Consider the following 17,806-nt stretch of genomic DNA (forward strand, 5'->3'; position numbering starts at 1 on the left):
CTGGAGCTGCCCCTGGAGTCCGCCTCCGGGCCGGCGCGTCCAGCCGTGCGGCTGGGCATGAGCCTGCTGCGCGGCATGCCGGCTGAGGCGGCGCAGCGCATCGAGCAGGCGCGCGCCGAGCGTCCCTTTGCCGATGTCGACGACCTGGCCCGGCGCGCCGCCCTGGATCGCCATGCCCTGCAGGCGCTGGCGGCCGGCGATGCCCTGCGCGAACTGGCCGGCCATCGGCGCCAGGCCCTGTGGCATGCGGTGGGTGCGGTACCCGATCATGACCTGCTGCGCAGCGCGCCACGCGGCGACGATGCGGTGCAACTGGAGACGCCCGGCGAAGGCGAGCAGATCATCGACGACTACCGCGCCATGAACCTGACCCTGCGCCGCCACCCGCTGGCCCTGCTGCGACCGACCCTGCAGCGCCGCCGCTTCATGAGCGTGGCCGATCTGAACACGCTGCAGAACCGCCAGTTCGCCTGCTGCTGCGGCATCGTCACGGTGCGCCAGCGGCCGGGTACGGCCAAGGGGGTGATCTTCATGACGATCGAAGACGAGACCGGCTCGGCCAACGTCATCATCTGGCCGGCGGTGCTGGAACGACAGCGCAGCGAAGTGCTCAATGCGCGCCTGCTGGGGGTGTACGGAAGCTGGCAATGCCAGGGAGAAGTGCGCCATCTGGTGGCCGGACGCCTGGAGGACTGGACTCACCTGCTCGGGGAACTGCAGCCGCGCAGCCGTGATTTCTTCTGATGGATTGGCTGACTCAGGCCGCCAGCGCCATGCGGAAGGCATTGCGCCCTTCGCTCTTGGCCCGGTACAGGGCCAGGTCGGCCTGGTGCACCAGGGCATCCCACCCCAGCATCTGGCCCGGTGTGAGCACGGCCAGGCCGACGCTGATGGTGACCGGCTGGCCATGGCCGAAGTCATGCTGGCGCACCGTCTCCAGCAGGTGCTGGGCGATCTGTCGTGCCTGCACCTCGGCCAGGCCGGGGAAGACCGCGCAGAACTCTTCACCACCATAGCGGCCCAGCAGACCGTTCTGGCGACAGCATTGTCGCAATAGTGCACCGATGTCGGCCAGCACGCGGTCACCCACCTGGTGGCCGTGGGTATCGTTGATCCGCTTGAAATGGTCGACGTCGATGAAGGCCAGGGTCAGCACCCGTCTGGCCTGCACCGCCTGATCTAGCACCAGTTCGCCACAGCGCACCAGTTCGCGCCGGTTCAGGGTGCCGGTCAGCTCATCCACGGTCGCCAGGCGCTGCTTGTCGGCCAGCAGGCGTTCGAAATAGATCATCATCAGCGCCACCGACAGCAACAGGGTGCCACTGATGGGAATCAGGTAGATCAGGGCTACCCCCAGGTTGCTCATCTCGGGCGGTTCGAACAGTTCCGGATGGCGCAGTGAGATGAAGAAGCGACTGACGTAGCTGGCGCTGAGGATGAGCAAGGCGCCGATACCGACGCAGCGACCGAAGGTCCAGCGTGGATAACGCTCGGCCAGGGCGCCGGAGAGTCCCTGGAGGAATTCCCACAGCACCAGGCAGAACACCACCTGCAGCCCGCAGACAGCCAGGTAGGCGCGCTGGGTGAACGTGGCTTCGGACGCCAGCAGCGCCGCAAAGGCGGCGGCATAGACCACGATAAGCAGGCCCGGCCACCAGGCCGAGCGACGCTGGTAGAAGCTGCGTAAGCCGCCCCAGGCCACGATCCCGGAAGAAAACACAAGCGTATTGCCCAGCAACAGGCCCAGCGCACGTGGTGTGCCAGTCAGGCTGGCATAGACGATCACGGTGGTGCAGATACCCAGTGCCGCCAGCACCCCGGACAGCGCCCACAGGCGGGTGAAGCGCTCCGAGGGCGTGCTGATGAACAGGCCCGTCATGATCACGCCACTGCAAAACTGAACGATGGCCAGCGCCAGGCTGGCGGTGAATGGATTCATCCGGATAAGCCCGTCCACGGGACGGGTGAAGATTGCAGAACGGGAGAGTGTCCGGTCAGGCCTGCAGGCAAGCTTCCGGAACCCCATCCGGTGCTACTGCCAGGCATCTGACGGCCTGGAAAGACGACACAGGCAGGACGCCGTCAGTGTAACCGAAGCCGCCGGAATGATAGTGATTTTCAGCAATATGACATGAAAAGTGAACGTTATTGCCGGGCTGGCAATATATCTGCACCCTTCATTACAGCGTCATTTCGGCTTCATTCACGTTCCAGCACGCGGGTATGCCCCCATTGGCCGGAGCGGCACAGCTGGTCGGTCACGTCCAGCACCAGTCGCTCCACGGCCGCCGCTGCGGTGGTCAGGGGGATGTTGCGGGAAGCGCATAAGACCAGCGTGCGCGAGATGGTTTCGCCGGCGATGGCATGGGCCACCATGTCGCCGCGCTCGATGTCGGCCAGCAGCGGCGCCACCGGCAGGATGGTGGCGCCGATATCGGCCAGGATGGCCGACTTCAGGATGGCCACCGAATTGATCTCGATGACATTGTCCAGGCTCATGCCCTGGGCGCGTACCAGGTTTTCGATGCGCGGGCGCACGCCATGGGCCAGGCCGGGCAGGATCAGCGGTGCCTGGATGGCGCGCGCCAGCGGCACGCCCTTGCGCCCGGCCACGCCGTACTGCGACTTGGCGCGGGTGATGTACAGCATCTCTTCCTCGATCATCGGCGTGGCCGCGAACGAGGACAGCTGACCATCATCGAACAGCACCGCCAGGTTGATGCGGCCGGACTTGAGCTGGGTGATGAGGTTGCCGGTCAGTTCCTCGGTCAGTTGCAGCGTGATTTCCGGATAGGTGGAGCGCACCGCGTTCAACAGCGGCAAGGCCAGCGCATTGGACACGCTCTGCGGAATACCCAGCGCCACGGTGCCCGAGGGCTTGTCGGTGGATTGCGCCACGGCCTGCTTGGCGTCCTGCACCTGCTTGAGGATCGCCAGCGCGTGCTCATAGAAGACCTTGCCGGCATCGGTGGCGATCACGCCCTGGGCCGAGCGGTGCAGCAGTTGCGCCTCCATCTCGTCTTCCAGCTGGCGGATCTGCTGGGTCAGCGCCGGCTGGGCGATGTGCAGCACCCGTGCCGCCCGCGAGAGCGAGCCGTGATCGACGATGGCCACGAAGTAGCGCAGTTGGCGTAATTCCATGCGAAGGTTTTCCCTGCTGTCCAGCGAGTTGTCAAATTGTTTTACAGGCCCGGACGACTATTGAACATGCGGGTGCGCGCATTCTCGATGTGGCCCCGCATGGCACGCCGAGCGCCTTCGGCATCCTGCAGCCGGATCAGCTCGAAGATCTGGCGGTGTTCATCCATGGCGTCCTGCGAGCGCTTCCAGGGCGGGATATGCATCAGGTGGCGCAGCATGTTCACGGCGTGGCTGACATCGTATTCCAGCGTTTTCATCACCTGTACGAAGCGCAGGTTGCCGGTGGCCATGGCGATCGCTTCATGGAAGCCGAAGTCGTAATGGTGGGCGATGCCGCCGACCCGGTTGGCCTCTTCGAAGCCTTCCAGCAGGCGCTCCATCTGGTCCAGGTCCTGCTTGTTGCGACGCAGGGCCGCCATGTAGGCCGATTCGGGTTCCAGCACCAAGCGCAATTCCAGGCCGTTCATGATGTGACCGATGCGGGTTCCGGGTTCGCCGTCCGGACGTGCCGGAGCCAGACCGGCCTTTTCCTTCACATAGGTCCCGGAACCGCGCAGGGATTCCACCAGCTGGTCCTCCCGCAGCCGGTCCAGCGCCTGCCGCACCACCGGGCGCGAGACCTCGAACAGCGTGGCCAGGTCATTCTCGGAAGGCAACTTGCTGCCCACTGCGATGCGCCCTTCCACGATGGCATGGAACAAGGTCTCATAGACCCGCTCGGCAAAACGCTCCGGCCGCACCGGACCCAGGCCGGCGGCGGCCAGGCTCAGGAGTTCGCTGGACGCGGCGGGGCGCGCCGGTTTGCTGGAGTTGGGCATCGATGCTCCGGGAGACTGGAATGGACGTTGCGCATGGTAGCGGATTTGCCACCCTCCCCGCCACCCTGGCGATGCAGGCAGTCAGCAAAGTAGTAAATTCAATTGACAGCTTGTTCGCCCTGGCTTAGATTGACTCACCACAAAAAGCAAAACGACTCAGGAGACCAGCCCCTTCCAGGCCAGCCCGCGGACCGTGCGTCCGGGACTGCCCTCGTCCATGCCGCCTGCTGCGTTTTACTTCGACTTGCTCCACCTGCTTCACTCCAGTTGCGCTTTGCGCTTACCACCCAAGGACAGCACCGCCATGAAACAGCACTTCATCGACAACCGCTGGGTCGCCCCCGCCTCCGGCGAGAGCATCCCCGTCATCGATCCTTCCGACGGCCAGCCCTTCGAGGCCATCGCCCGCGGCAATCCCGCCGACATCGACCGCGCCGTCGGCGCCGCCCGCCGCGCCTATGAGGGCGCCTGGGGCAAGCTGTCGGCGGCCGAGCGCAGCCGCCTGATGATGAAACTGGCCTACAAGCTGCAGGATCACCAGGAAGAACTGGCGCAACTGGAAGGCCGCGATTGCGGCAAGCCGATGAAGCAGGCGCGGGCCGATGCGGCCGCCATCGTGCGCTATTTCGAGTTCTATGCCGGTGCCGCCGACAAGCTCCACGGCGAGACCATTCCCTACCAGGCCGGCTATACGGTGCTGACCCTGCGCGAGCCGCACGGGGTGACCGGCCATATCGTGCCGTGGAACTACCCGATGCAGATCTTCGGGCGCTGCGTGGGCGGCGCCCTGGCGGCCGGCAATACCTGCGTGGTCAAGCCGGCCGAAGATGCCTGCCTGTCCATCCTGCGGGTGGCAGAGCTGGCCGCCGAGGTGGGTTTCCCGGAGGGTGCGCTCAATATCGTGACCGGTTACGGCCATGAGGCCGGCGACCTGCTGGTCAAGCATCCGGACGTGGACCACGTGTCCTTCACCGGCTCGCCCAACGTGGGCAAGCTGGTAGTGCGCGGCGCGGCCGAGCACCATACGCCGGTCACCCTGGAACTGGGCGGCAAGTCGCCGCAGGTGGTCTTCGAGGATGCCGACATGGAGGCCATGCTGCCAGTGGTGGTCAATGCCATCGTGCAAAACGCCGGCCAGACCTGCTCCGCCGGCAGCCGCCTGCTGGTGCAGCGCGGCGCCTATGAGCAGGTGCTGGATCGGCTGTCGGGCCTGTTCTCGCAACTGCGGGTCGGCTCTTCGCAGATGGACCTGGATTGCGGCCCGCTGATCCGCAAGACCCAGCAGGAGCGCGTGGCCGGCTTCCTCGCCGATGCCCGGCGCGATGGCATCCCGCTGGTGGCGCAGGGCGAAGTCGCCCCGGGTGCGCCGGCCAGCGGTTTCTACCAGGCCCCGGCCCTGCTGCGCGATGTGCCCGCGCGTCACCGGCTGGCGCAGGAAGAGGTGTTCGGCCCGGTGCTGGCGGCCATGCCCTTCGAGGATGAAGCCGAGGCCATCGCCCTGGCCAACGGCACCGACTATGGGCTGGTGGCCAGCGTCTGGACCCGCGATGGCGCGCGCCAGATGCGCCTGGCGCGCGCCATCCGCAGCGGCCAGGTGTTCATCAACAACTATGGCGCCGGTGGCGGCGTGGAACTGCCCTTCGGCGGCGTCAAGGCCAGCGGCCACGGGCGAGAAAAAGGTTTCGAGGCGCTCTATGGCTTCACGGTCCTCAAGACCATCGCCATCCGTCACGGCTGATATCGAATCGATGCAACCTGGAGCCCATTTGTATGACGCGACTACCGTTCGTCCTGAGTAGGCCCTTTCAGGGCCGTATCGAAGGCGCACCGTCATTACGCCTTCGATACGCGGCTACGCCGCTACTCAGGACGAACGGTGAGCGCATCGCAATCAGGTTCTACCCAATCATGAAAATGCCTAAGCATTTCTAATCATTTCTAATCATTTCTAATCATTCATTGCCAGGAGACACACCATGCGTTTGCAAGACAAGGTAGCCATCGTCACCGGTGGCGGTTCGGGTTTCGGCGAGGGGATCGCCAAGGCTTATGCCCGTGAAGGCGCGGCCATCGTCGTGGCCGACATCGGCGAGGCCGGCGGCCTGCGGGTGGTCGAGGAGATCAAGCGCGCCGGTGGCAAGGCGGTGTTCGCCCGCGCCGACGTGTCCAAGCGGGCCGACATGGACCAGTTGCTGGCCACCGCCCTGGAACAGTTCGGCAAGCTCGATATCGTCGTCAACAATGCCGGCACCACCCACCGCAACCGTCCCATGCTGGAAGTGGAAGAGGAAGAATTCGACCGTGTCTATGCCGTCAATGTGAAGAGTATCTTCCTCTCGGCCAAGACCTTCGTGCCCTACTTCCGCAAGGTCGGCGGCGGCGCCTTCGTCAACATCGCCTCCACCGCCGGCGTGCGTCCGCGTCCGGGCCTGACCTGGTACAACGGAAGCAAGGGCGCGGTCATCACCACCAGCAAGTCGATGGCGGCCGAACTGGGTCCCGACAAGATCCGCGTGAACTGCGTGAATCCGGTGATCTCGGCCACCGGCCTGCTGGCCGAGTTCATGGGCGTGCCCGACACCCCGGAAAACCGCAAGAAGTTCGTCGCCACCATCCCCATGGGCCGCTTCTCGACCCCCGAGGACATCGCCAACGCCTGCCTCTACCTGGGTTCGGACGAAGCCCAGTTCGTCACCGGCGTGTGCATCGAGGTCGATGGCGGGCGCTGCGTGTAAACACCTTCATGTGCGCGGGGCGATATTGCTTTGACAATCCTGCCCCCGCCACTACAATGCTGGGCACCGTCAGCCGGCCACACAGAAGGGTCGGCGACGTAAAACAACATAACGTCAAAAATCTACTGGAGCGAGACATGACTTATCAAGCAGGCGCGGCTGCCGACGGCGCACGCGCATCCTTTGAAGACGCTACCTACGCCAAGGTCACCTGGCGCCTGTTGCCCCTGCTGTTCCTGTGCTACGTGGCCTCCTACCTGGACCGGGTCAACGTCGGCTTCGCCAAGCTGCAGATGCTGCAGGACCTGAAGTTCAGCGATACCGTCTACGGCCTGGGCGCGGGCATCTTCTTCCTGGGCTATTTCGTCTTCGAAGTCCCCAGCAACATGATCCTGCACAAGGTCGGGGCGCGCCTGTGGATCGCCCGCATCATGATCACCTGGGGCATCATCTCCGGCGCCATGGCCTACGTGACCACGCCGCAGATGTTCTACATCATGCGTTTCCTGCTGGGGGTGGCCGAGGCCGGCTTCTTCCCGGGCGTGATCCTGTATCTGACCTACTGGTACCCGGCAGCGCGACGCGGCAAGATCACCGCGCTGTTCATGACCGGCATCGCGCTCTCGGGCGTGATCGGCGGCCCGCTCTCGGGCTGGATCATGCATGCCATGCCGGGCGTGTGGGGCCATTCCGGCTGGCAGTGGATGTTCATCCTGGAGGCCATTCCTTCGCTGATTCTGGGCGTGCTGGTGATCCTGTACATGAAGGATCGCATCCGCGATGCCGACTGGCTCAACGAGGAAGAAAAGCACCTGCTGGAAGCCAATATCAGCCACGAGGAAAGCCAGAAGGAACACCTTTCCCTGGGCGCCATGTTCTCCAATGGCCGGGTCTGGCTGGGCGCGCTGATCTACTTCTGCTTCGTCATGGGGCTGTACGGCGTGAGCTTCTGGCTGCCGACCATCATCAAGACCACCGGCGTGACCGATCCGCTCAATGTGGGCCTGCTCACTGCCATTCCCTATGCCTTCGCCGCCGCCGCGATGGTGTTGATCGCCCGCAGCGCCGACGCCCGTCGCGAGCGTCGCTGGCACGTGGCCATTCCGGCCTTCCTGGGATGCATCGGCCTGCTGCTGTCCACCGTCTATGACCACAACACCACCTTGGCAATGGCCTCGCTGACGCTGGCCAGCGTCGGTATCCTGACCACGCTGCCGCTGTTCTGGAGCCTGCCGACGGCCTTCCTGTCCGGAACCGCAGCGGCTGCCGGGATTGCGCTGATCAATTCGCTGGGCAACCTGGCCGGTTTCGTCAGTCCCTTCCTGGTGGGCTGGCTCAAGGACACCACCCAGAGCACCAATGCCGGCATGTACGTGCTGGCGGCATCGCTGGTGATCGGCGGTCTGTTGACGCTGACCCTGCCGGCCAAGCTGGTCAACAAGTAATCTGCTTCGCTGAACGCTGAGCGCAGAACGGCGGCTCTTCGGAGCCGCCGTTCTGCGTTTCAGGGGTGGGAGGAGGATTGCGGTTCCAGCAGGTCACGCATGGCCAGCCGGACTACCTCGGCCTGCGTAGCCTGGGGATGGCGCTGGCGCTGCAGCGCCAGCAGGGCATCCACCCTGCCCCGGTCGCCGTGGCACAGCTCGGTCATGCGGGCGGTCATCTCCAGGTAGCCTTCGGGATCGTGCAGGGGCCGGTCCTCACGGCTGATGTGGCGCAGCCAGGCGCGGTCGGCGGCGAAGAGCGCCAGTACGGCGCAGGACATCAGGATCAGCCAGGGCAGCATGACAGTCTCATCGGCAGGTAAAGCGGCGATTCTGCCTGCGGGCAGGTGTTACCACCATCGACCATGCGGGCAGAACCAGGCGCGTCCTGTCGGCTATAGCGCCAGCCACTCCGCTTGCACGGCAGCATCCGCCTCCAGCGCGGCGGGCGTGCCGTGGAAGACCATCTCGCCGCGCCCCATGACATAGACCCGCTGCGACAGGTCCAGGGCGATTGCCTGCTTTTGCTCGATCAGCAGCACCGCGACCTGCCGGCGTCGCAGCAGCGTCAGGTAATGCGCGACCTGCTCCACCATCTGCGGCGAGAGGCCTTCGGTGGGCTCGTCGATGAGCACCAGCGCGGGATTGCCCAGCAGCGCGCGGCACAGCGCCAGCATCTGCTGCTCCCCGCCTGACAGCGATCCGGCCGCCACCTGACGGCGCCTGGCCAACGCCGGGAACAGCGCATAGACCTCTTCCTCGCGCCAGGCGTCGGCCGGCTGGCGAGCGCCCTGGCGGCCCAGCAGGAGGTTCTGCGCCACGCTCAGGGTGGGAAAGACGTCCCGGCTCTCTGGCACATAAGCCATCCCGCGCCGGGCAATCGCATGGGTGGGCAGACCGGCGATGCTGGCGCCGGCAAAGCGGATGTCGCCGCTGCTGCGCACCAGGCCCATCAGGGCCTTGAGCAAGGTGGAGCGGCCAGCGCCATTGCGCCCGAGGATGCTGACGATTTCTCCCCGTTGCACTTCCAGCGAGACACCCTGCAGCACGTGACTCTGGCCGTACCAGGCCTGCAGGTCGTGGACGCTGAGCAGGGTGTCAGCCATGTCGCCTCCGGTTCAGGTAGAGCGCCTGCACTTCCTGATTGGCGCGGATGCGCTCGGCACTGTCGCAGGCGATGACGCGGCCGTTATCCATCACCGCGATGCGGTCGGCCAGGTCGAAGACTACCTGCATGTCGTGTTCCACCATCAGCAGGGTCTTGCCCACCGTGACTTCGCGGATCAGCGCCACCATCGCCGCGCTCTCCGCCCGGCTCATGCCAGCTGTGGGTTCGTCCAGCAGGATCACGGCGGCATCGGCGGCAATGGTGACGGCCAGTTCCAGGGCACGCTGCTCGGCGTAGCTCAGTTCGCCTGCCGGCACCTGCGCGCGCGCGCCCAGCCCGACACGCTCCAGCACCGCCTGGGCACGGGCGCTGGCGTCGTGCAATTGACCGAGGCGGCGCCAGAAGGCGTAGCGATAGCCGAGCGCCCACAGCAGGGCGCAGCGCACATTCTCGAACGCGGTGAGGCGCGGGAAGAGGCTCGTGATCTGGAAGCTGCGCGCCAGCCCCAGACGATTGATCTGCTGTGGTGAGCACTGCGTGATGTCCTGCCCGTGCAGCAGCACGCGCCCGCTATCAGCCCGATAACGGCCCGACACCAGGTTGAACAGGCTGGACTTGCCGGCCCCGTTGGGCCCAATCAATGCGCAGCGCTCACCGGGATGCAACTGCAGGTCCACGCCGCGCAGGATCTGGCTGCCATCGAAGGCCTTGGTCAGGCCCTGCATGTCCAGGGAAAACGGCGTACTCATCGGCGCCCCCCCTGCCGGCGCCAGAGGGTCAGCGCCGTAGCGCCGGCCGCGATGAGCATGGCGGCGGTGATCCAGGGCAGCGGCGCGTGGACGTCGATGGACCCGCCCCACCACTGCAGGGGCGCCGCGCCATCGCTGCCTTCGGCCAGGCTGCCCAGGCTGGCCTGATAGGCCATCTCGGTGGCCAGCACCACGCCGGCCAGCGTGACCAGCGCGGCCAGCAGCCAGCTTGCCAGACGCCACACCAGGCGCCGGTCGAAGGCGCCGTCGCGCCAGGTGCGCCAGCCGCGGTCGATCAGGCTGGCAAGGCCGCCCGGGGTGGTCATGACGATCAGGATGAAGAAGGCACCCAGATAGAACTGCCAGGCCTGGGTATAGGCCGACAGCCAGGACGAGAACAGCACGCCGACCACGCCGCCGACGATGGGACCATAGAAATAGGCGGTGCCGCCGATGAAGGTGAACAGCAGGATGGCACCGGAGCGCAGCGCTCCCACGTATTCGGCGCTGACGATCTCGAAATTGATGGCCGACAGTCCGCCCGAGACGCCGGCAAAGAAGGCCGACAGGATCAGCGCCAGGTAGCGCACCCGCTGCGGATCGTAGCCGATGAAGGCGGCGCGTTCCGGGTTGTCGCGCACGGCATTGAGGATGCGTCCCAGCGGCGTGTGGCGCAGCGCGCAGATGGCGATGGCGCAGACCAGCAGCCAGCCGGCGATGAGGTAATAGACCTGGATCTGCGGCCCGTAGCTGATGCCCAGCACCGGCGCGCCGATGACCCGGTTGCCGGAGATGCCACCCTCGCCGCCGAAGACCTCGGGCAACATCAGCACGCAGGCCGAGACCAGCTCCACCAGCCCCAGCGTGATCATGGCAAAGGTGGTGCCGGCGCGGCGCGTGGTGGGATAGCCCAGTACGACGCCGCACAACGCGCCGGTGAGGCCGCCCGCCAGCGGGACCAGCGTCAGCGGGAAGGCCAGCGCACCCTCGCTCATGCGGTTCATCAGATGGATCGCGCCGAAGGCGCCCAGTCCCGAATACACTGCGTGGCCGAAGGAGAGCATGCCGCCCTCGCCCAGCAGCATGTTGTAGGACAGGCAGAGCAAGACCATCGTCCCCATCTGCGAAAGCAGCGACAATGCCGCGCTTTGCGGAAACACCAGCGGTGCCGCCAGCAGGAGCAGGGCCAGGCCCAGCCAGGGCAGGACGATACGCTTCATGCTCAGCCCTCCCGCTTGCCCATGAGCCCCTTGGGGCGCAGCACCAGCATCACCACCAGCAGCAGATAGGGCAGCACCGGCGCCACCTGGGCCAGCGTCAGGCGCACCAGCGGTGCCAGCGCACTGCCACTGGGGACCTGCACGCCCAGACTGGCCAGGGACACATCCAGCGCCACCGCGAAGGTCTGCATCAGGCCGATCAGCAGCGAGGTGATGAAGGCCCCGGCCAGTGAACCCAGCCCGCCCACCACCACCACCACGAAGATGATGCTGCCCACGGCCGCTGCCATGCCCGGTTCGGTGACGAAGGCATTGCCGCCGATCACCCCGGCCAGTGCGGCCAGCGCGCAGCCGCCGCCGAACACCAGCATGAACACGCGCGGTACGTTATGCCCCAGAGCCTCTGCCATCTGCGGGTGCGTCAGCGCCGCCTGGATCAGCAGGCCGATGCGGGTATGGCGCAGCAGCAGCCACAAGGCCAGCAGCATGAGCGCCGCCACCAGCAGCATGAAGCCGCGGTAGATGGGGAAACTGGTCGAATAGAGGGTGAAGAGCGTGCCATCGAGTTCCGGCGGGATGCGGTAAGGCACCGGCGAGCGGCCCCACACCAGTTGCACCAGTTCCACCACCAGATAGGACAGGCCGAAGGTGAACAGCAATTCCGGGACATGGCCGTAGCGGTGAACGATGCGCAGGCCGTAATGCTCCACCAGCGCACCGGCCATGCCCACCAGCAGGGGCGCGATCAGCAGCGCCGGCCAGAAGCCCAGCACGCCGGCAATCGCATAGGCGACGTACGCCCCCAGCATGTAGAAGCTGGCATGGGCGAAGTTGGGCACGCCCATCATGCTGTAGATCAGCGTCAGGCCCGAGGACAGCAGGAACAGCAGGAAGCCGTAGCCCAGGCCGTTGAGGAAGGTGATCAGCGCGAATTCCAAGTTGCCAGCCTTGCCAGGGATGCGGTGGGTTCAAGAGGAGTCGGACGGGGTCAGACAGCGTCGAGGCGCCGGGCCGAGCGCGGCCGGACGCAAAAGTGGAGCGATCCTATGGGATTCGCGCTTCTCTGTCAAAATAGCGGATTGCGGCCCGCTTTGGGCCTCACAGGCTGCCTATGACCCATCCATATCTGCTTTCGCCGCTAGGCAACGGCTTTGCCGCCCTGCCCCCGGCCTTCTACACCCGGCTGCAACCGACGCCCCTGCCCGATCCCTACCTGGTCGGTTTCAGCGACGAGGCCGCTGCCACCATCGGACTGGCCCGCCCGGCACCGGAGGACCGCGGTTTTCTCGACATCTTCGCCGGCAACCAGCTGGCACCGGGCTCGCAAGCACTGTCGGCAGTCTATTCGGGCCATCAGTTCGGCGTCTGGGCCGGTCAATTGGGCGATGGGCGCGCCATCACCCTGGGCGACCTGCCGGCAGCCACCGGCCAGGGACGCATCGAACTGCAGCTCAAGGGTGCCGGCAAGACGCCCTACTCCCGCATGGGCGACGGCCGTGCCGTGCTGCGCTCCTCGATCCGCGAATTCCTCTGTTCGGAAGCCATGGCGGCGCTGGGCATCCCCACCACCCGCGCCCTGACCGTGATCGGTTCGGACCAGCGCGTGCAGCGCGAAACCGCCGAGACCGCAGCGGTGGTGACCCGCATGGCCCCCAGCTTCATCCGCTTCGGCTCGTTCGAGCATTGGTACTACAACCAGCGTTTCGACGATCTCAAGGTACTGGGCGATGCCGTGCTGGAGCAGTTCTATCCGGAACTATTGCGGGAAGAAAACCCCTATCAGGCCCTGCTGAAGGAAGTCACCCGCCGCACCGCGACGTTGATGGCGCAATGGCAGGCGGTGGGTTTCATGCATGGGGTGATGAATACCGACAACATGTCCATCCTGGGCCTGACGCTGGATTACGGCCCCTTCGGCTTCATGGAAGCCTTCGACGCCCGCCACATCTGCAACCATACCGACAGCCAGGGCCGCTACAGCTACCAGATGCAGCCGCGCATCGGCCAGTGGAACTGCTTTGCACTGGGCCAGGCAATGCTGCCCCTGATCGGTTCGGTGGAGGCCACCGAGGCCGCGCTGGCCGATTACGAGGCCGTGTTCCAGGCGCAGCATGATGCGCTGTTGCATGCCAAGCTGGGATTGCGCACCCAGCGCGCCGACGACAGCCAGTTGATTGAGGCCATGTTCGCCCTGCTGCAGGCCGGTCATGTCGATTTCACGCTGTTCTTCCGCCGCCTGGGCGACTTGCAGATCGGCAATGCAGCCAACGACGAGCCGCTGCGCGACCTTTTCATCGATCGCCCCGCCTTCGATGCCTGGGCCACGCAATACCGCGCCCGCCTGCGCGACGAGGACAGCGACGACGCCGGCCGCCGCCTTGCAATGCATGCGGTCAACCCCAAATACGTGCTACGCAATTACCTCGCCCAGGTCGCCATCGACAAGGCGCAACAGAAGGATTTCACCGAGGTGGCGCGCCTGCAGACCATCCTGCGCCATCCCTTCGACGAGCAGCCTGAATTCGACCGCTATGCCGACCTGCCCCCCGACTGGGCCAGCCATCTGGAAGTGAGCTGTTCTTCCTGAACGTGAATGGCCATTCATTCCGCTAATACAGTTAATGCCGGCATCGCCCGTCATCACCAAGGAGCCAAGCATGACCCAACGAGTAGAAAAGACCGAAGCCCAATGGCGCGAGCAACTTGACCCCGTGCAATACCAGGTCACCCGCGAAGCCGCCACCGAGCGCGCCTTCACCGGCCGTTACTGGGATCACCACGAGGCCGGGACCTACACCTGCGTGTGCTGCGACACGCCGCTGTTCACCTCGGATGCCAAGTTCGACTCCGGCTGCGGCTGGCCAAGCTACTTCGAGCCCATCGATCCGGCCAACGTCCGCGAGAAAGTGGACCGCAGTTATGGCATGATTCGCACCGAGATCATCTGCAACGTCTGCGACGCCCACCTGGGCCACGTCTTCCCGGACGGCCCGCCGCCGACCGGACTGCGTTATTGCATCAACTCGGCTTCGCTGCGTTTCGACCCGGCGTAAGCCTGGCGGCCCGCGCTGCACCGCCTGCAATACATGCGGCACGGGCCGGATGATCGCCGATCAACCGTTTTACTGACTTTTCCTGAAGAAGCCAACCGATGAAGTTCCTGTTCGACCTGTTCCCCGTCATCCTGTTTTTCGGCGTCTTCAAATGGGCCGAAGGCCATCCCTCGGCCGCCCAGGACCTGGTGATGCAATACCTGGGCGGCGCCATGTCGGCCGGTGCCGTCACCGCCACCCAGGCACCGATCCTGCTGTCCACGGCCGTGGCCATCATCGCCTCGCTGGGCCAGATCGCCTGGCTGCTGCTGCGCCGTCGCAAGGTGGATGGCATGTTGTGGGTGTCGCTGGCCATCATCGTGGTCTTCGGTGGCGCCACCATCTATTTCCGTGACGACACCTTCATCAAGTGGAAGCCGACCATCCTGTACTGGGCCTTCGGTCTGGCCCTGCTGGTGTCGCAACTGTTCATGAAGAAGAACCTGATCCGCGTCATGATGGAAAAGCAGGTCACCCTGCCCGAAGCCATCTGGCCGCGCCTGAACCTGGCCTGGATCGTGTTCTTCGCCGTCATGGGCGTGCTCAATCTCTATATCGCCTTCAACTATCCGCTCGATACCTGGGTCAACTTCAAGATGTTCGGCAGCATGGGCCTGATGTTTGCCTTCATCATCGGCCAGAGCCTGTTCCTGTCGAAGTACATGAAGGATGCCGAATGAGTGGCGCCGATACCCGTGCAGAACGCATTCGTTCACGTCTGACTGCAACTTTCTCGCCAGCCGAATGTCTGGTCGAAGATGAGTCTGCCCAGCATGCCGGACATGCCGGTGCAGCCTCGGGCGGAGGACATTACAGGATCCGCCTGGTTTCAGACTTGTTCGAGGGCAAAAATCGGTTGAACCGCCATCGGCTGGTGTATGATTGCCTGTCCGACCTGATGCAGCAGGAGATCCATGCGCTGGCCATAGTGGCGCTCTCCCCGTCAGAGGCAAAGAACTGAGACCAAGAACAAAGACCGACGCCTGCTTATCAAGCCCCCTCCTGTTTTTTTCTCCGTTTTGATTCATTCCTTTCTTTTCTAGGATTCAACAATGACATTCAAACCCGCTCGTCTGCTGGTGCTGCTGTTCGCAATTGCTTCCATCCCGGCCTTCGCCCAAAACCTGGCCGTCGTCAACGGCAAGGCGATTCCGTCCTCCCGCGCCGAACTGATGGTCAAGCAGATGACTGCGCAAGGCCAGCCTGATAGCCCGCAACTGCGCGGCGCCATCAAGGAAGAGCTGATCAACCGTGAAATCCTGATGCAGGAAGCCGACAAGCAAGGCCTGGCCAACAGCACCGACGTCAAGAACCAGCTGGAACTGGCCCGCCAGTCCATCGTGATCCGCGCCCTGATCGCCGACTACCTGAAGAAGAACCCGGTGTCGGACGCCGACATCAAGGCTGAATACGACAAGTTCAAGGCCCAGGCCGGCGACAAGGAATACCACGCCCGCCACATCCTGGTGGACAAGAAGGAAGACGCCGAAGCCATCATCGCCAAGCTGAAGGCCGGCACCAAGTTCGAAGACCTGGCCAAGCAATCCAAGGACACTGGTTCGGCCGCCAACGGTGGCGATCTGGACTGGGCCAGCCCGGCCTCCTTCGTCAAGCCGTTCTCCGACGCCATGGTGGCCCTGAAGAAGGGTGACATCACCCAGACTCCGGTGCAGACCCAGTTCGGCTGGCATGTGATCAAGCTGGAAGATGTGCGCGCTGCCAAGGTCCCGACCCTGGAGGAAGTCAAGCCGCAGATCGCTGAAGCCCTGCAACAGAAGAAGCTGCAGGCCTATCAGGAACAACTGCGCGCCAAGGCCAAGGTGCAATAAGTCCCTCCCGCCTGCGCAGCCCGAGTGGCTGAAGGAAGACCCAGGTCTTCCAGCGCCCTCCACCGACATGCCCGGACAAGGTTTCCTTGCCGGGCATGTTGCTTTTTAGCTACGAATTAACGCACAACTCATGCGGTAGCCGTCAAAAAAACGTCCAAATCCTTCGCAATTTCTCCAAAAAGCGTCTTTTTGATGCCTTCCCGCCCTACGGGAACACTATCTTCTGCGTCATAGTGAAGATTTATTCTTATAAAATATTTATCCAATAAATTTTTCATAATCATATAAATTCACTAAATAATTAAAAAAGAAGAATAAACCTGCACCATTTTGCGCATTTTGCGAACCATCGTTCTGATATTCTTCGTTCCTGTTCCAAATAGGGACAGGCTGCGAATCGCCACGGGAGCAGGAAGCAAGGGAGTCCTGGTTCGCAGCCAAGAAAAAGGTGTTTCGGGGAGAAGCACACAAGGCTGATCCACGACGCCATCAACAACACAACATTCGTGCTTTCAGGAGAGATACCTATGAAGAAGAGTTCCATGCTGCTGCTGGCAGCCGGCCTGACCACCGGCGGCGCCGCATTTGCCCAATCCACCGTGACCATCTATGGCATCGTCGATACCAGCATCCGCTATCTGAGCAGCGACAATGCGCAGGGCAACAGCAACGTGCGCATGGATAACGGCGCCATCGCCAACAGCCGTCTGGGCTTCAAGGGTACCGAAGACCTCGGTGGCGGCCTGAAGGCCATGTTCCAGCTGGAAAACGGCTTCAACGGTGACACCGGCGGCATGAGCCAAGCCAACACCATCTTCAACCGTCAATCCTGGGTTGGCCTGGGTGGCAGCTTCGGCAAGGTGTCCATCGGCCGTCAGAACACGCCCCTGTTCGACCTGATGGCTGACCACTTCGACCCGCTGACCGTCGGTAACTACGACAGCAACTCCTGGCTGCCGGCTGCTGGCACCCTGGTGCGCAACAGCAACATGATCAAGTACTATGGCAGCTTCAGCGGTTTCAACGTCGGCCTGTCCTACGCCGCTGGCGAACAAGCCGGTTCGGCCCGCCGCGGCAGCCAGATCAGCAGCTCGCTGCAATACACCACCGGCCCGTTCTCGGTCGGCGGCGGCTGGCAGCAAACCGTGAGCGCCACCAACAGCGACAACAAGGACACCACCTACAACCTGTCGGCGTCCTACAAGATCGGCGCAGCCAAGCTGTTCGGCGGCTACTACAACATCAAGGACAGCACCGGCACCACCGCTGCCTACATGGCCATGAGCAACAGCACCGCCTCGGCTGGCGGCATCGCTGGCGTGCAACGCAAGGACAAGGGTTACTTCCTGGGTACTTCCTACCAGGCAACCGCCGCCCTGTCCCTGACTGGCGCCTTCTACTACGACAAGAGCCAGAACGCCTCGGTCGCAGGCGTGGGCAATGTCGGCGACGGCAAGCGTTACGCCGTGGTGGCCTGGGCTGACTATGCGCTGTCCAAGCGCACCCAGCTGTACACCATCGTGGACTACAACAAGGCCAAGGACGCAGCCCGCTACGAGCTGACCGGCCAGGCCGCCGGCAAGGACAACGTCACCACCCTGGGTGTTGGCATTCGTCACATCTTCTGATC

Annotated in this window: 18 protein-coding genes; 10 read left to right on the forward strand and 8 right to left on the reverse strand. The window is 64.1% G+C overall.

Going from position 1 to position 17,806, the window contains the following annotated elements; translation table 11 throughout:
* Positions 1–744, forward strand: a 744-nt coding sequence (locus HFRIS_RS17555; protein ID WP_039876259.1) for a helix-hairpin-helix domain-containing protein, incomplete at its 5' end; no start/stop codon positions are given.
* Between the two features lie 13 nt (positions 745–757).
* Here HFRIS_RS17555 and HFRIS_RS17560 read toward each other — a convergent pair.
* The 3 genes from HFRIS_RS17560 to HFRIS_RS17570 form a co-directional block, all read right to left on the reverse strand.
* Positions 758–1,939 carry a GGDEF domain-containing protein gene (locus HFRIS_RS17560; protein WP_006712603.1) on the reverse strand — a complete coding sequence of 394 codons (1,182 nt, stop codon included), beginning with the start codon at positions 1,937–1,939 and terminating at the stop codon, positions 758–760.
* 260 nt (positions 1,940–2,199) lie between these two features.
* Positions 2,200–3,141 (reverse strand): LysR substrate-binding domain-containing protein, encoded by a 942-nt coding sequence (locus tag HFRIS_RS17565; RefSeq protein WP_006712605.1) that lies wholly within the window; start codon positions 3,139–3,141, stop codon positions 2,200–2,202.
* Positions 3,142–3,182: 41 nt separating this feature from the next.
* Positions 3,183–3,959, reverse strand: coding sequence for a FadR/GntR family transcriptional regulator (locus tag HFRIS_RS17570; RefSeq protein WP_006712607.1), 777 nt, complete (start codon positions 3,957–3,959; stop codon positions 3,183–3,185).
* A gap of 304 nt (positions 3,960–4,263) precedes the next feature.
* Between HFRIS_RS17570 and HFRIS_RS17575 the strand changes: the two genes are divergently transcribed.
* From HFRIS_RS17575 to HFRIS_RS17585, 3 genes are all read left to right on the forward strand, one after another.
* Positions 4,264–5,697 (forward strand): aldehyde dehydrogenase family protein, encoded by a 1,434-nt coding sequence (locus HFRIS_RS17575; protein WP_006712609.1) that lies wholly within the window; start codon positions 4,264–4,266, stop codon positions 5,695–5,697.
* A 238-nt stretch (positions 5,698–5,935) separates the two neighbouring features.
* The gene (locus HFRIS_RS17580; RefSeq protein ID WP_006712611.1) at positions 5,936–6,694 is read left to right on the forward strand and encodes an SDR family oxidoreductase; all 759 of its coding nucleotides are present in this window, start codon (positions 5,936–5,938) and stop codon (positions 6,692–6,694) included.
* Between the two features lie 137 nt (positions 6,695–6,831).
* Positions 6,832–8,139, forward strand: coding sequence for an MFS transporter (locus HFRIS_RS17585; protein ID WP_006712612.1), 1,308 nt, complete (start codon positions 6,832–6,834; stop codon positions 8,137–8,139).
* Between the two features lie 59 nt (positions 8,140–8,198).
* Here HFRIS_RS17585 and HFRIS_RS17590 read toward each other — a convergent pair whose 3' ends face one another.
* The 5 genes from HFRIS_RS17590 to HFRIS_RS17610 form a co-directional block, all read right to left on the reverse strand.
* Positions 8,199–8,480 (reverse strand): hypothetical protein, encoded by a 282-nt coding sequence (locus tag HFRIS_RS17590; protein WP_006712613.1) that lies wholly within the window; start codon positions 8,478–8,480, stop codon positions 8,199–8,201.
* Positions 8,481–8,573: 93 nt separating this feature from the next.
* Complete coding sequence (locus tag HFRIS_RS17595) at positions 8,574–9,284, reverse strand: ABC transporter ATP-binding protein (protein ID WP_006712614.1); 711 nt, start codon at positions 9,282–9,284, stop codon at positions 8,574–8,576.
* Positions 9,277–10,035 carry an ABC transporter ATP-binding protein gene (locus HFRIS_RS17600; RefSeq protein WP_006712615.1) on the reverse strand — a complete coding sequence of 253 codons (759 nt, stop codon included), beginning with the start codon at positions 10,033–10,035 and terminating at the stop codon, positions 9,277–9,279. Before HFRIS_RS17600 ends, HFRIS_RS17595 begins: the two co-directional genes overlap by 8 nt.
* Complete coding sequence (locus HFRIS_RS17605) at positions 10,032–11,255, reverse strand: branched-chain amino acid ABC transporter permease (RefSeq protein WP_006712616.1); 1,224 nt, start codon at positions 11,253–11,255, stop codon at positions 10,032–10,034. Before HFRIS_RS17605 ends, HFRIS_RS17600 begins: the two co-directional genes overlap by 4 nt.
* Before the next feature lie 2 nt (positions 11,256–11,257).
* Positions 11,258–12,193, reverse strand: coding sequence for a branched-chain amino acid ABC transporter permease (locus HFRIS_RS17610; protein ID WP_006712617.1), 936 nt, complete (start codon positions 12,191–12,193; stop codon positions 11,258–11,260).
* Positions 12,194–12,366: 173 nt separating this feature from the next.
* On the opposite strand from HFRIS_RS17610, the gene HFRIS_RS17615 reads away from it, so the two are divergent.
* From HFRIS_RS17615 to HFRIS_RS17640, 6 genes are all read left to right on the forward strand, one after another.
* Positions 12,367–13,842, forward strand: coding sequence for a protein adenylyltransferase SelO (locus HFRIS_RS17615; RefSeq protein ID WP_006712618.1), 1,476 nt, complete (start codon positions 12,367–12,369; stop codon positions 13,840–13,842).
* Positions 13,843–13,912: 70 nt separating this feature from the next.
* Positions 13,913–14,308, forward strand: a complete 396-nt coding sequence (msrB, locus tag HFRIS_RS17620) for a peptide-methionine (R)-S-oxide reductase MsrB (protein WP_006712619.1) — start codon at positions 13,913–13,915, stop codon at positions 14,306–14,308.
* Positions 14,309–14,406: 98 nt separating this feature from the next.
* Positions 14,407–15,027 (forward strand): septation protein A, encoded by a 621-nt coding sequence (locus tag HFRIS_RS17625; protein ID WP_006712620.1) that lies wholly within the window; start codon positions 14,407–14,409, stop codon positions 15,025–15,027.
* A complete protein-coding gene (locus HFRIS_RS17630; RefSeq protein ID WP_006712621.1) occupies positions 15,024–15,308 on the forward strand; it encodes a BolA family protein in 285 nt (94 codons plus the stop codon). The genes HFRIS_RS17625 and HFRIS_RS17630 overlap by 4 nt, the downstream gene beginning before the upstream one ends.
* Before the next feature lie 91 nt (positions 15,309–15,399).
* Positions 15,400–16,176: a peptidylprolyl isomerase gene (locus tag HFRIS_RS17635; protein WP_006712622.1), complete on the forward strand. Its 777-nt coding sequence runs from the start codon at positions 15,400–15,402 to the stop codon at positions 16,174–16,176.
* A gap of 527 nt (positions 16,177–16,703) precedes the next feature.
* Positions 16,704–17,804 (forward strand): porin, encoded by a 1,101-nt coding sequence (locus HFRIS_RS17640; RefSeq protein ID WP_006712623.1) that lies wholly within the window; start codon positions 16,704–16,706, stop codon positions 17,802–17,804.
* The last annotated feature ends 2 nt before the right edge of the window (positions 17,805–17,806 follow it).

It is taken from the genome of Herbaspirillum frisingense GSF30, from assembly GCF_000300975.2.
GTDB lineage: Bacteria > Pseudomonadota > Gammaproteobacteria > Burkholderiales > Burkholderiaceae_D > Herbaspirillum > Herbaspirillum frisingense.

Coding starts and splice junctions, on each gene's coding strand:
- HFRIS_RS17565 (WP_006712605.1), bottom strand. CDS start 3,141: ATGGAATTACGCCAACTGCGCTACTTCGTGGCCATCGTCGATCACGGC.
- HFRIS_RS17585 (WP_006712612.1), top strand. CDS start 6,832: ATGACTTATCAAGCAGGCGCGGCTGCCGACGGCGCACGCGCATCCTTT.
- msrB (WP_006712619.1), top strand. CDS start 13,913: ATGACCCAACGAGTAGAAAAGACCGAAGCCCAATGGCGCGAGCAACTT.
- HFRIS_RS17590 (WP_006712613.1), bottom strand. CDS start 8,480: ATGCTGCCCTGGCTGATCCTGATGTCCTGCGCCGTACTGGCGCTCTTC.
- HFRIS_RS17640 (WP_006712623.1), top strand. CDS start 16,704: ATGAAGAAGAGTTCCATGCTGCTGCTGGCAGCCGGCCTGACCACCGGC.
- HFRIS_RS17575 (WP_006712609.1), top strand. CDS start 4,264: ATGAAACAGCACTTCATCGACAACCGCTGGGTCGCCCCCGCCTCCGGC.
- HFRIS_RS17625 (WP_006712620.1), top strand. CDS start 14,407: ATGAAGTTCCTGTTCGACCTGTTCCCCGTCATCCTGTTTTTCGGCGTC.
- HFRIS_RS17635 (WP_006712622.1), top strand. CDS start 15,400: ATGACATTCAAACCCGCTCGTCTGCTGGTGCTGCTGTTCGCAATTGCT.
- HFRIS_RS17630 (WP_006712621.1), top strand. CDS start 15,024: ATGAGTGGCGCCGATACCCGTGCAGAACGCATTCGTTCACGTCTGACT.
- HFRIS_RS17615 (WP_006712618.1), top strand. CDS start 12,367: ATGACCCATCCATATCTGCTTTCGCCGCTAGGCAACGGCTTTGCCGCC.
- HFRIS_RS17580 (WP_006712611.1), top strand. CDS start 5,936: ATGCGTTTGCAAGACAAGGTAGCCATCGTCACCGGTGGCGGTTCGGGT.
- HFRIS_RS17560 (WP_006712603.1), bottom strand. CDS start 1,939: ATGAATCCATTCACCGCCAGCCTGGCGCTGGCCATCGTTCAGTTTTGC.
- HFRIS_RS17570 (WP_006712607.1), bottom strand. CDS start 3,959: ATGCCCAACTCCAGCAAACCGGCGCGCCCCGCCGCGTCCAGCGAACTC.
- HFRIS_RS17605 (WP_006712616.1), bottom strand. CDS start 11,255: ATGAAGCGTATCGTCCTGCCCTGGCTGGGCCTGGCCCTGCTCCTGCTG.
- HFRIS_RS17600 (WP_006712615.1), bottom strand. CDS start 10,035: ATGAGTACGCCGTTTTCCCTGGACATGCAGGGCCTGACCAAGGCCTTC.
- HFRIS_RS17595 (WP_006712614.1), bottom strand. CDS start 9,284: ATGGCTGACACCCTGCTCAGCGTCCACGACCTGCAGGCCTGGTACGGC.